The following is a 12,590-nucleotide window of genomic DNA, read 5'->3' as shown; positions in this document are numbered from 1 at the left end:
GCGACCGCGCTGCCTAGGCTGCGTCCTGTGCCGGAACCGCCCGCTCCGCCGGAACGCCGCCGCCGCGTCGCCGTCCTCGTGCTGGAGGGCGCCAAGCCCCTCGACGTCGGCATCCCGGCGCAGGTCTTCACGACGCGCCCGAGCATGCCCTACGAGGTGCGGGCGTGCGCCGCGGCGCCGGGGCTGGTCGCGGGCGGGGACGGGCTCTCCTACCACCTGGACCACGGCCTCGAGGCGCTGGCGTGGGCCGACGTCGTCTTCCTCCCGGGCTACCGGCACCCGGACCGCGACGACCCGCCGCCCGCCGTCGTCGACGCTCTCGTGGCCGCGCACGACCGCGGCGCGCGCCTGGCCGCCATCTCGACCGGGGCGTTCGCGCTCGCGGCGACAGGCCTGCTCGACGGCCGCCGCGCCACGACGCACTGGCACTACACGCGAGCGCTGGCGGCCAAGCACCCGCAGGTGCTGGTGGACGAGAACGTGCTGTTCGTCGACGAGGGCAGCGTGCTCACGTCGGCGGGTGCGGCGTCGGGCATCGACCTGTGCCTGCACCTGCTGCGCGGCGACCTCGGCGTCGCGGCGTCGAACCACGCCGCCCGGCGGCTGGTCGCCGCCCCGTACCGCAGCGGCGGCCAGGCGCAGTACGTGCCGCGCAGCGTGCCGGAGCCGCTGGGGGAGCGCTTCGCGGCCACGCGGGAGTGGGTGCTGCACCGCCTGGGCGACGACCTCACCCTGGAGGCGCTCGCCCGGCACGCGCGGGTCTCGCCGCGGACCTTCTCGCGCCGGTTCGCCGACGACACCGGGTACACGCCGATGGCCTGGGTGATGCGGGTGCGGGTGGACCTGGCGCGCGAGCTGCTGGAGCGGTCGGAGCGCAGCGTCGAGCAGATCGCCGCCGACGTCGGGCTGGGGACGGGCGCGAACCTGCGCGGCCACTTCCGGCGGATCCTCGGCACCACGCCGAGCGAGTACCGGCGCACCTTCGCCCGGGGGGAGTGATCCCCGGCGCGGGCGTGGCGAGATCCTTGCGGACCGTGGCGCGCGCGCCGGTGTTCGGCCCGCGCGGCGGCGGCGAGCCTGGTGGCGACACGAAAGGAGGGTCCCATGACCCGCATCGCCATCAACGGGTTCGGCCGCATCGGGCGCAACGTGGTGCGCGCGCTGCTGGAGCGCGGCAGCGACCTGGAGCTCGTCGCCGTCAACGACCTCACCGAGCCCGCCGCGCTCGCCCGGCTGCTCGCCTTCGACTCCACGGCCGGCCGGCTCGGCCGCCCGGTCACCGCCGAGGACGACGCGATCGTCGTCGACGGTCACCGCGTCGCCGTGCTGGGGGAGCGCGAGCCCGGCACCCTGCCGTGGCGCGCGCTCGGCGTCGACGTCGTGCTCGAGTCCACCGGCCGCTTCACCTCCGCCGACGCGGCGCGCGGCCACCTCGACGCCGGGGCACGCAAGGTGCTGGTGAGCGCGCCGTCCGCCGGTGCGGACGTCACGCTCGCCCCCGGCGTCAACACCGACGCCTACGACCCGGCGGCGCACACGATCGTCTCCAACGCGTCGTGCACCACCAACGCGCTCGCGCCGCTCGCGTCCGTGCTCGACGACCTCGCCGGCATCGAGCACGGGTTCATGACCACCGTGCACGCCTACACCCAGGAGCAGAACCTCCAGGACGCCCCGCACCGCGACGCCCGCCGCGCCCGCGCGGCGGCCGTGAACATCGTGCCCACCACGACCGGTGCCGCCAAGGCGATCGGGCTGGTGCTGCCGCGCCTCGACGGGAAGCTCTCGGGCGACTCGATCCGGGTGCCCGTGCCGGTGGGCTCGATCGTCGAGCTCAACGCCGCCGTCGCGCGCGACGCGACGCGCGACGAGGTCCTCGCCGCCTACCGCGAGGCCGCGGACGGCCGCCTGGCGGGGGTGCTGGAGTACTCCGAGGACCCGCTCGTCTCCTCGGACATCACCGGCAACCCGGCGTCGTCGATCTTCGACTCCCTCCTGACGCGCGTCGACGGCCGGCACGTCAAGGTCGTGGCCTGGTACGACAACGAGTGGGGGTTCTCCCACCGGGTGGTCGACACCCTGGAGCTGCTCGCCGCGGGCTGACCGCCCCCGGCGCCGCGGGGAGCCGGACGGGCTCCCCGCGGCGGCGCGGCCTACGCGCGGGCGCGGAACTCCTCGGCCGCGTGCAGCAGGTAGTAGGCGAGGCCGGTCTGCTGCTGCTCCAGCATCCCGCGGTGGAAGTCGTCGGCGACGAAGAACCGCGCCTGGCCGGCGAACGCCTCGGCGTCCGTCGGGCGGTCGGCGTCGAGCACCGCCAGGTGGCGGCGGATCTCCGCGGTGACGGACTCGTCGTCCGCCCGGAGGCCGGCGCGCAGCGCGTCGGCCATGAAGGTCATGAACGCCGTCGCCTCGGCGGCGGCCGCGTTCATCCGGTCCGCGTCGACGTCGGCGGTGCCGAGCTCGACGCCGTACGTGTCGCGCAGGTGCGCGTCCTGCTCCGCGAGGGCGTCCTGCCACCCGGCGCGATCGAGCCCGGTGAACATGTCGTCGGTGGGCATGGGGTCTCCCTGTGTCTCGTGTGCGATGGCCCGCTCGAGCGTCGCCCGCACCTGGGCGAGCCGCGCTCCGCGCGCGCGGAGCATGGCCCGCTGGTCCAGCAGGCACTCGAGCCGGGACGTGCAACCCGACAGGGCCTCCCCGATCGCGCCCAGCGGCACGTCGAGCTCCCGGAAGAACAGGATCTGCTGCAGACGCGCCAGGTCGGCCTCCGAGTACGTCCGGTAGTCGTTCCGCTCGTCCCGGGCGGGGACGAGCAAGCCGATCCGGTCGTAGTGGTAGAGCGTCTTGAGCGTGGTGCCCGACAGTCGGGCCACCTCGGTGATCGTGAAGGACGTCGTGGGTCTCACCTCCCGCGAAGCACCCTCGACCCTCCCCTGAGGGTAGGGTCAAGCGCCTGTCCGCACCGCTCCCGTGCCACCCCTGGGCTCAATAGATCGTGCGGCCGTGGACGTCGGGCACCCCGGACTTGCGGAAGAAGTACGTGTTGAGCTGGTCGCGCCATTCGGTGGCCGACCGCAGCTGCTCGGCGAGGCGCTCGCGGACGCGGGTGTCGACGTCGGCCGCGATCCTCCCATCGAGGGCCTCCCAGGCGGCGATGGTCGCGCGGACCTGCTCCACGCCGGCGAAGTGGGTGTCGTAGATGTGCTGGATCACCGTGGTGCCGCCGCGCAGCACGTGCGAGTACGGCACGTGGTAGAAGAACAGCAGCAGCTCGTCGGGGCAGGTCTCGAGCGACTCGTACACGTCGCGCCACGGCGCCGGGTACTGCCCGGTGAACCCGGTACCGGTCGCGCGGGTGCGGTCCACGCCCACGCCGTCGCGGTCGGCGAAGTGGTAGGTGCCCCACTTCGAGTACTCGTAGCCGTCCACGTCGGGGCCGTAGTGCGCCCGCAGGGGGCTGACCATGAAGCCCACTCCGAGCGGCGCGGTGTACGACTCGTAGGTGCGCCACGAGTCGTCCATGACGGCGTGCAGGGTCTGTCGCACCTGCGGGTCGACGGCGCCGTCGGGGCCTGCGAACGTCAGGGAGATCCACTCGTCGAGGATCTCCGCCGGGTCGAGCCTCGGGTCCCACGTGAGGCGGCCGTACGCGTACAGGTTCGCCTGCGCGAGCGGGTGTCCCGTCCAGAACCGGTCGTCGCCGACGTTCGACACGGCGGCGATGCCTCCGCCGCCCGCCGCGGCGACGGCGGGCGCGGCGTCCGGGCCGCGGCCGGCGACGACGTCGGCCACGGTGACGCCGTCCCCGCCCGAGCCCGCCCCCCAGGGCTGGAAGCCGAGGTTCTCCCGCCACCAGGGCGCGAGGTAGCACACGTGCTGCTGCTGGCCGGTGTACTCCTGGGTCACCTGCAGCTCGAGCGCGACCCGCGTGCGCGGCATCGCGGCCAGCACGGGGGAGACGGCCTCGCGGGTCTGGAAGTCGAGCGGCCCGTGCTTGACCTGGACGATCACGTTCTCGGCGAAGCGGCCGTCGAGCGGGGCGAAGTGGTCGTACGCCGCGCGGGCGCGGTCGGTGGTGCGGTCGCGCCAGTCCTGGGTGTGGTTGTAGACGAACGCCCGCCAGTGCACGACGCCGCCGTGCGGTGCGACGGCCTCGGCCAGCAGGTTCGCGCCGTCGGCGTGGTCGCGCCCGTAGGCGAACGGGCCGGGCTGGCCCTCGGAGTCGGCCTTGACGAGGAACCCTCCGAAGTCGGGGATCGCTGCCCAGACGCGGTCGGCAGCGTCGCTCCACCAGGCCCGCACGGCGTCGTCGAGCGGGTCGGCGGTGGACAGGCCGCCCAGGGTCATCGGCGACGCGAAGCTCACGGCGAGGTGGGTGCGCACACCGTACGGGCGCAGCGCCGCCGCGACGCGCGCCGTCTCGGCCAGGTCGTCGGTGAGCAGCCGCGCCTCGCGGGCGTGCACGTTGACGTTGTTGATCGCCACCCGGTCGATCCCGATCGACGCGAGCAGCCGCGCGTACTCCGTGACGCGGGACAGGTCCGCCCGGACGACGCCGGCGTCGTAGAAGATCGACCCACCCGCGTAGCCGCGCTCCACCTGGCCCATGTACGGGTGCACGTCCACGTTGTCCCACTGGTTCAGCATCCGCAGAGCCGTCGCCGGGGCGTGGCGCTCGTCGGCATCGGGCCCCGTGAACGCCGCCTCGCCTCGCCGCACCACGTGGAACCAGCCGTGCAGCAGCGCCGTCGCCGTGGCCGCCGTGACGGTGACCCGGCCGCCGTCGCGCACGCACCGGAACCCGTCCGCCGACAGCTCGGGGGACAGGGCGAGGAGGAGATCGGGAGAGGCATCCGGAGCGACGACGTCGCCGCCGTGCGCCGTCGTCGCGTGCTCGACCTCCGCGCGCAGCGTCGCAAGAACCTCCGGCGAGTTGTCAGGGCCACGCGAAGGGATACCTGCTGCTGGTCCTGACAACTCGGGAGTGCGGAGCGCGACGCGGCGGCGGCCGACGGCGGCCAGGGCGCCGTCGGGCAGCCAGGCCGGGTGGGGTGCGGCGTCGACAACGTTTTCGGAACTCACCGGAGGGTCCCCCTCGGTCGGGTCTGGTGGACGGTGGTGCAGGGTGCCGCGGGCCCGGGACGACGACGTCCCGGACCCGTGGCGGGGGCTCAGCGGGCGGTGTAGCGGAACGCGTCCCACGCGCCGAGCAGGTACTGGACGCCCAGCGCGCGGTCGTAGAGGCCGTAGCCGGGGCGCGGCTTGTTCGTGGTGTTCTCGTCCCACAGGTGGCGGCCGTGGTCGGGCCGCACGTAGCCGGTGTACCCGGCCTCGGCGTAGGCCTTCATGATCCCGGTGGTGTCGACGTCGCCCTCGCACGCGCGGTGCCCCACCTCGGTGAAGTCGCCGTTCGGGAAGTGCTTGATGTTCCGCACGTGCGTGAAGTGGATGCGGTCCATGAAGCGGCGCACCGTGTCCGGGGCCAGCGGCGCCTGGGCCGGGTTGGCGGAGAAGCTGCCGAGGCAGAGCGTGAGGCCGTGGTGCGGGCTCGGGTGCAGGTCGAGCACGCGCTGCAGGTCGTCCGGCGTCGAGACGACGCGCGGCCAGCCGAAGACGTCGAACGGCGGGTCGTCCGGGTGCACTCCCAGCTTGATCCCGGCCTCCTCCGCCGCCGGGACCACCGCGTCGAGGAAGTACCGGTAGTTCGTGTACATGTCCTCGTGCGTGACGCCCTCGTACGCGGCGTTGAGCTCGGTGAAGCCCGCGAGCCGCTCGGGCTCCCAGCCGGGCAGGGTGAGACCGTGCGACCCGGCCTCCATGTCGGCGATGAGACCCTCGGGCGTCATCTCGTCCACGACCGCCTTCTCGAAGAACAGCGCGGTCGACCCGTCGGGCAACGGGTGCCACAGGTCGGTGCGCAGCCAGTCGAAGACGGGCATGAAGTTGTAGCAGACCACCTTGACGCCGGCCCGGCCCAGCCGCCGGAGCGTCGTCACGTAGTTCTCGATCGCCTCGTCACGGCTCAGCCCGAGGACGGTGCGCCCCAGCTTGATCGACTCGTGCACGTTGACCGACTCGACCACCTCGGCGTCGAGCGTGCGCGTCACGCCGCGGGCCCGGGCCTCGTCGGTCAGGCCGGTGATGCGCGCGACCTCGGCGTCGATCTCCTCCTGCTCCCACACCTCGCCGGCCTGCTTGTGGTGCAGGCTCCACACGATCGTCTCCACGCCGGGGATCTGCCGGACGTGGTCCAGCGTGACCGTGTCGTTGCCCTCGCCGTACCAGCGGAAACCCATCTTCACTGCGTGACTCCAAGTGCTCGTCGTCGTGCCCTGCCACCCAGAGCGTCGTCAGGGGCGGGAGTAGGCCGCCTGGGGCAGGCGGTAGGTCAGGTCGGCGGCCACGTCGACCGCCTCGTCCAGGTCGAGGCGGTGCTCGGCCACCAGGCGGGCCAGGTAGCCGGCGTCGACGCGGCGGGCCAGGTCGTGCCGCGCGGGGATGGAGCAGAACGCGCGGGTGTCGTCGACGAAGCCGCTCATGTTGCTGAACCCGGCCGTCTCGGTGGCCGCCTCGCGGAACCGCCGCATCGCGTCCGGGGCGTCCAGGAACCACCACGGCGCGCCCAGGCGCAGCGCGGGGTAGACGCCGGCCAGCGGCGCGAGCTCGCGCGAGTACACGTCCTCGTCCACCGTGAACGCGATCAGGCGGAAGCCCGGGTGGTGGCCGAAGGCGTCCAGCACGGGGCGCAGCGAGCGCGTGAACTCGGTGACCACGGGGATGTCGTAGCCCTTGTCCGGGCCGAACGCGGCGAACGGGGCGCTGGCGTGGTCGCGCAGCACGCCTGGGTGCAGCTGCATCACGAGGCCGTCCTCGGCCGACATGGCCGCCATCTGGAACAGCATGTGCCCGCTGAACGCCTGCGCCTCGGCGGCCGTGACCGTGCCGGCCAGGGCCTCGTCGAGGATGCGCGCCGCCTCGGCGTCGTCCAGCGGCGTCGTGTCGGCGAACAGGTGGCCGTGGTCGGTCGCCCGCGCGCCCGCGGCGACGAAGCGCTCGCGCTGCACCCGCAGGGCCTCGAGGTAGCGGTCGTACGACGTGACGTCGACGCCGGCCGCCTCGCCGAGCCGCGCGACGTCGTCGCGCCAGGTCGCGCGGTCGACGTGCAGCAGCGGGTCGGGCCGGAAGGTCGGCAGCACGCGGTCGCCGTAGCCGTCGGCGGCGAGCTTCGCGTGCGCGTCGAGCGTGGCCCAGGCTGGGTCGGTCGTGGCGATGACCTCGATGTTGAAGGCGTCGAGGAGCGCGCGGGGTCGGAACTCCTGCTCGGCGAGGCGCGCCGCCACCTCGTCGTACAGGGCGTCGGCCGTCTCGGCGGAGGGGCGCTCCGTCACGCCGAAGATCTCGACGAGCACGTGCTCCAGCCAGTAGCGGGTGGGCGTGCCGCGGAAGTGCTTCCACCCGGCGCAGAAGCGCCGCCAGATCTCCCGCGGGTCGGTCTCGACGGCCTCGTCGTCCGTGGCGCCGACGCCGAGGCGGGGCAGCGTCTCGCCCTGGGAGACCAGCATCCGGGTGAGGTAGTGGTCGGGCACGACGACGAGCTGGGCCGGGTCGCCGAAGGGGGCGTCGTCGGCGAACCACTCGACGGGCACGTGGCCGTGCATCGAGACGATCGGCAGGTCCCGCACCCCCGCGTAGATCTCGCGGGCCAGGTCCCGGGTACCGGGGTCGGCGGGCAGTGCCCGGTCGGGGTGCAGGGTCCAGCGCTCGCTCACAGGAGCTCCTCAACGTCGAGACGGGGTGCGAACGTTTGCATCGTAGCCTGCCGACCGCTGGGCGTGGAATCCCCGCGACATCGAGGGGAGGGGGAGACACGACGAGGCGAGATGTGGGACGATCTGGCAAACGTTCGCATCGCCCGGATGCGTGCGGTGGCACGAGGAGACGGTGGTCGTGGTCACGGTGCACGATGTCGCGCGGGCGGCGGGCGTGTCGATCTCGACGGTGTCCCGCGCCCTGACCGACCCGCAACGGGTCGCCACGCCGACGCGCGACCGGGTGACGGCCGCCGCGCGCGAGCTGGGCTACCGGCCCAACCGGGCGGCCAGCGTGCTCCGCGCGGGACGTTCCGGAGCGCTCGGGCTGGTGGTCCCCGACCTCGCCAACCCGTACTTCGCGGCGATCGCCAAGGGGGCCCAGGCCCAGGCGCGGGAACGCGGCGTCGGGTTGTTCGTCGTCGACTCCGACGAGGACCCCGAGCTCGAGACCGAGGCCGTCTCGGGCCTCGCCCCGCAGACCGACGGCATCATCCTGTGCTCGCCGCGCGCGGTCGAGCGCACCGTCGAGGCGCTCGCGGGCCGCCCGGTGGTGCTGGTCAACCACCACGTCGACGGGCTGCCGTCGGTGGTCGCCGACCACGAGGCGGGGATGCTGCGGGCCCTCGAGCACCTGCGGGCCCTGGGGCACGAGAAGGTCGCCTACGTGGGAGGGCCCGCCCGGTCGTGGTCGGACGGCCGCCGTCGCGCCGGGCTCCGCGCGGCCGCCGCCCGGCTCGGCGACGTCGAGCTCGTGGAGCTCGGACCGCACCGGCCGCAGGTCGCCGGCGGGCACGCGGCGGCCGACCTCGTCGTCGCCTCCCGCGCGACGGCGGTCGTGACGTTCAACGACCTCGTCGCCGTCGGCCTGGTCGAGCGGCTGCGGGTCCGCGGCCTCGACGTGCCCGGCGACCTGTCCGTCGTCGGCTGCGACGACGCGTACGTGGCGGAGCTGCTGGCCCCGCCCCTCACGACGCTGCGGACCGACCTCCGGGACTCCGGTCGGGTGGCCGTCGACCGCCTCGTCGCGCGTCCGGGCAAGGACGGCGAGGGCCCGCGGGACGACGTGACGCTGCCCGTCGAGCTCGTCGTCCGCGGGTCGACCGCACCCCCGCGCGCCGCGGAGCCGCGGCCCGCCGACCGACCGTGAGCGATCCCGACCGCCCCCGACCCACCCCGACAGCCCGACCGATCCCCGACCGACACGGAAGCATCCCCGGCGCCGTCGCCGGGACGACGGAGGAACCATGACCGACCGCCTGCACCGTTCCGACCTGCCCGCCCGGCTCGAGGCGCCGGTGACGCCCGACCGGGTGGGCATCGTGCACCTCGGGATCGGGGCGTTCCACCGGGCGCACCAGGCGGTGTTCACCGAGCTGGCCGCCCGCGCGACGGGGGACCGTCGCTGGGGCATCCTCGGCGTCACCCAGCGGTCGGCGTCCGTGCGCGACCAGCTGCGCCCGCAGGGCGGCGTCTACTCCGTGCTCACGGCGGGCACGCACGAGACGCGCCTGGACCTGGTGGGCGCGGTGCTCGACGTCGCGTGGCCGGCGGAGGAGACGGTGCGGGTGCTGGAGACGGTCGCGGCGCCGACGACGCACGTCGTGACGCTCACCGTCACCGAGAAGGGGTACGCCCGCGGGGCCGACGGCGGGCTCGACGTCGGGCGGGTGCGCCCGGACCTCGACGCCCTCGCCGCCGACGACGCGACGGTGCCCGGCGCGACGGCGGTCGGGCTGCTCGTGCGCGGGCTCGCGGCCCGGTGGCGTGCCGCGCAGGCCACGGGGGAGCGCCGCCCGATCACGGTGCTGACCTGCGACAACATGGTGGACAACGGGCACGTCCTGGAGCGTCTCGTGGGCGAGGCGGTGGACGCGGCGCTCCCGGGGGAGCAGGCCGCCGAGCTGCGGTCGTGGCTCGCGACCGACGTCGCGTTCCCGTGCTCGATGGTGGACCGGATCGTCCCGGCCACGACGCCGGAGCAGCGGGACGCCGTCGAGCGCGAGCTCGGTGCGCGGGACGAGGGTCTCGTCGTCGGGGAGCCGTTCCGGCAGTGGGTGATCGAGGACAGGTTCGCCGGGCCCCGCCCCGCCTGGGAGGAGGCCGGCGCGACGTTCACCGCCGACGTCGCGCCCTGGGAGCAGGCCAAGTTGCGGCTGCTCAACGGCACGCACTCGCTGCTCGCGTACGCGGGCCGGCTGGCGGGGCACGCCACCCTCGCGGAGGCGGTGACCGACCCGGCGCTGCACGAGCGCGCCCGCGCGTTCATGCTCGACGACGCGCTGCCGACGCTCACCCCGCCCGACGGCGCCGACCTGCGCGCGTACGCGGAGTCGTTGCTGGAACGGTTCGCCAACCCGGCGACGGGTCACACGACGGTGCAGGTGTCGATGGACGGCACGCAGAAGGTCCCGTTCCGGTGGGGCGGCGTCGTCGCCGACCGGCTCGCGGCGGGTGCGGTGCCGGAGGGTGCGGCGTTCGCGCTGGCGGCGTGGAGCGAGGTGGTGCGCCGGGAGGCGGCCGCCGGCCGGCTGGTGGACGACCCGCGGGCGCAGGAGCTCGCCGACGTCGTGGCCGGTGCCGGGAACGGCGACCCGGCGGCCGCGTCTCCGGCCGACGTCGCGCGGGCGCTGCTGGCGCTGCCGGGCCTGCTGCCGGAGGGCGTCGGCTCCGACCCGCGCCTCGTGGACGCCGTGCTGGCCCAGGTGCCCGTGCTCGCCGCGGCCTGAGCCCCGCCCTCCGCGGGCTGGTGAGCCACGCTCTCCCGAGCTGTCAGAGCCAGGTCGGGCTATGGCCCCCCCTGGCTCTGACGGCTCGCGGGACGGCGCGTGCGCCCGGGTGCCGGCTCTCTCCTGCGGGTTCGTCGGACGGGGGCGCCTCGACGTAGGCTTCCGGCCGGATGTGAGCGATCACACGTTCTCGCCGGGTGCCCGACACCCCGCGGGCGCGGCGGGGTGTCGCCGGGGGAAACCGTCGGGGCTCGTTGCGGGATCGTGATGTGACTCGGGGCACCTCGGGGCTGGACAACGCTTACCGAATCCTGTTTTATCGATTCAGTCGGCAGCCGTGCGAGGGGTCAACGGGGCGCTCTCGTCGCCGACGATCGTGGACGATCGACGAGCGAGGAGGCTCACATGAGGATCACGCGGAAGGCCGCCGGCGCGGCCGCGGCGGCGGTCGCCGTCGCCCTCACCCTCACCGCCTGCGGAGGCGGCACCGACCCCGCGGAGCCCGGCTCCGCGGAGAAGGTGAGCACCGACGAGGACATCACCATCTCGCTCGCCTGGTGGGGCGAGCCGGCACGCGCCGAGATGTACGAGAAGGCGGTGGACCTCTTCGAGGAGGAGCACCCCAACATCACCGTGCAGACGCAGTTCCAGGACTGGGACGGCTACTGGACCGCGCGCGCCACCGAGGCCGCGGGCGGCGCGCTGCCCGACGTGATCCAGATGGACCTGTCGTACCTGCGCCAGTACGGCGGCACGGGCCAGCTCCTGGACCTGGGCGGCCAGGTGGGCGTCAACCTGAACACCGACGGCGTGGAGGACTCGCTGCTGACCTCCGGGCAGATCGACGGCGCGCAGTACGGCGTCCCGACCAGCACCAACACCCTCGCCACCTTCTACAACGCGGACCTGCTCAAGAAGGTCGGCGTGGAGCCGCTCGCCGAGGGCTACACCTGGGACGACTACAGCGCGTGGATCCAGAAGGTCACCGAGGCGGGCGCCGGCGAGGACCCGGCCCTGTACGGCGGCGGCGACTTCACCGCGACGTTCTGGTTCTTCCTGCAGTGGCTCGTCCAGCAGGGCGTCGAGCCGTTCAACGAGGACGGCACGCTGAACTTCGACGAGGCGCAGATGACCGAGTGGCTGAACCTGGGCCAGGAGCTGCGGGACTCGAAGGCGATCTACCCGATCCAGAAGAACAAGCAGCTCGAGCCGCTCGGCGGGTTCCACGTCAACGAGGTCGCCTCCGAGTCCACCTGGGACAACTTCCTGGCGGGCTACGTGGCCGAGTCGGGCGAGGACATCCAGATGCTCCCGATCCCGTCCGGCGAGAACGGCCCGGCCCAGTTCTGGAAGCCGTCGATGCTGCTGTCGGCGTCCGCCAAGACCGAGCAGCCCGAGGCCGCCGCGGCGCTCATCGACTTCCTCATCAACGAGCCCGAGGTCGGCGCGATCTTCGGCACCTCGAAGGGCGTGCCCGCCGTCCAGGCCCAGCGCGACGCCATGAAGGTCGAGCCGGGCTCCGTGGACGAGCAGGTCGTGCAGTACGAGGAGCAGGTGGCCGACGTCGTCACCGAGCCTGCTCCGGTGCCGGTCGAGGGCTTCGGCGAGATCGAGGCGGAGTTCAAGCGCCTCGGTGAGGAGCTCGGCTACGGCAACATCACCGTCGACGAGTTCGTCACGCAGTGGTTCTCCTTCGCGGACGGCGCGGTGAAGCAGTCGTGACTGCGGTGACCTCGGGCACCACGCTCGACGCCGCTCGGGGGACGCAGCCCGCGTCCCCCGAGCGGGGGCGGGCCAAGCGCCGGCGTGAGGCGGGTGCGGGGTTCGCGTTCTTGTCGCCGTGGTTGGTGGGTTTCGTGGTGTTGACGGCGTTCCCGATGGTGGCGTCGTTGTATCTGGCGTTCACGGACTACGACTTGTTCCGTCCGCCGTCGTGGGTGGGGTGGGAGAACTTCACGAAGCTGTTCGACGACCCGCGTTTTTGGACGTCGGCGAAGGTGACGGCGATCTATGTGCTGGTCGGCACGCCGATCAAGCTCGCGGCGGCGTTGTT

10 protein-coding genes are annotated in these 12,590 nt (G+C 73.7%); 6 read left to right on the top strand and 4 right to left on the bottom strand.

The genetic code is table 11. The features are described from left to right. The first annotated feature begins 27 nt into the window (after window positions 1-27). Together ACQP60_RS19985 and gap are read left to right on the top strand one after the other, a co-directional pair. Window positions 28-999, top strand: a complete 972-nt coding sequence (locus tag ACQP60_RS19985; protein WP_429736221.1) for a GlxA family transcriptional regulator — start codon at window positions 28-30, stop codon at window positions 997-999. 105 nt (window positions 1,000-1,104) lie between these two features. Further along, window positions 1,105-2,103 (top strand): type I glyceraldehyde-3-phosphate dehydrogenase, encoded by a 999-nt coding sequence (gap, locus tag ACQP60_RS19980; RefSeq protein ID WP_429736219.1) that lies wholly within the window; start codon window positions 1,105-1,107, stop codon window positions 2,101-2,103. Between the two features lie 50 nt (window positions 2,104-2,153). Here the strand turns inward: gap and ACQP60_RS19975 are convergent, their stop codons facing one another. The 4 genes from ACQP60_RS19975 to uxaC all read right to left on the bottom strand — a co-directional run bounded on the left by ACQP60_RS19975 (window position 2,154) and on the right by uxaC (window position 7,769). After that, window positions 2,154-2,906, bottom strand: coding sequence for a MerR family transcriptional regulator (locus ACQP60_RS19975; RefSeq protein ID WP_429736217.1), 753 nt, complete (start codon window positions 2,904-2,906; stop codon window positions 2,154-2,156). 79 nt (window positions 2,907-2,985) lie between these two features. Next, window positions 2,986-5,082 (bottom strand): alpha-glucuronidase, encoded by a 2,097-nt coding sequence (locus ACQP60_RS19970; RefSeq protein ID WP_429736215.1) that lies wholly within the window; start codon window positions 5,080-5,082, stop codon window positions 2,986-2,988. A gap of 89 nt (window positions 5,083-5,171) precedes the next feature. Then, the gene (locus ACQP60_RS19965) at window positions 5,172-6,296 is read right to left on the bottom strand and encodes a mannonate dehydratase (protein ID WP_429736441.1); all 1,125 of its coding nucleotides are present in this window, start codon (window positions 6,294-6,296) and stop codon (window positions 5,172-5,174) included. Between the two features lie 54 nt (window positions 6,297-6,350). Beyond that, window positions 6,351-7,769: a glucuronate isomerase gene (gene uxaC / locus ACQP60_RS19960; RefSeq protein WP_429736213.1), complete on the bottom strand. Its 1,419-nt coding sequence runs from the start codon at window positions 7,767-7,769 to the stop codon at window positions 6,351-6,353. A gap of 178 nt (window positions 7,770-7,947) precedes the next feature. Between uxaC and ACQP60_RS19955 the strand changes: the two genes are divergently transcribed. The 4 genes from ACQP60_RS19955 to ACQP60_RS19940 all read left to right on the top strand — a co-directional run. Beyond that, the gene (locus tag ACQP60_RS19955) at window positions 7,948-8,958 is read left to right on the top strand and encodes a LacI family DNA-binding transcriptional regulator (RefSeq protein WP_429736211.1); all 1,011 of its coding nucleotides are present in this window, start codon (window positions 7,948-7,950) and stop codon (window positions 8,956-8,958) included. A gap of 97 nt (window positions 8,959-9,055) precedes the next feature. Continuing rightward, on the top strand, window positions 9,056-10,537 hold the full coding sequence (locus ACQP60_RS19950; RefSeq protein ID WP_429736209.1) for a mannitol dehydrogenase family protein: 1,482 nt from the start codon (window positions 9,056-9,058) through the stop codon (window positions 10,535-10,537). 405 nt (window positions 10,538-10,942) lie between these two features. Continuing rightward, window positions 10,943-12,259: an ABC transporter substrate-binding protein gene (locus ACQP60_RS19945; RefSeq protein WP_429736207.1), complete on the top strand. Its 1,317-nt coding sequence runs from the start codon at window positions 10,943-10,945 to the stop codon at window positions 12,257-12,259. Next, the coding region (locus ACQP60_RS19940; protein ID WP_429736205.1) for a carbohydrate ABC transporter permease at window positions 12,256-12,590 on the top strand (335 nt) is incomplete at its 3' end. The genes ACQP60_RS19945 and ACQP60_RS19940, both read left to right, overlap by 4 nt.

The organism is Isoptericola variabilis (assembly GCF_050311655.1).
GTDB classification, from domain to species: domain Bacteria; phylum Actinomycetota; class Actinomycetes; order Actinomycetales; family Cellulomonadaceae; genus Isoptericola; species Isoptericola variabilis.
Note: the sequence above shows the minus strand (reverse complement) of the source record. Positions and strands in the feature narration are given on the sequence as shown.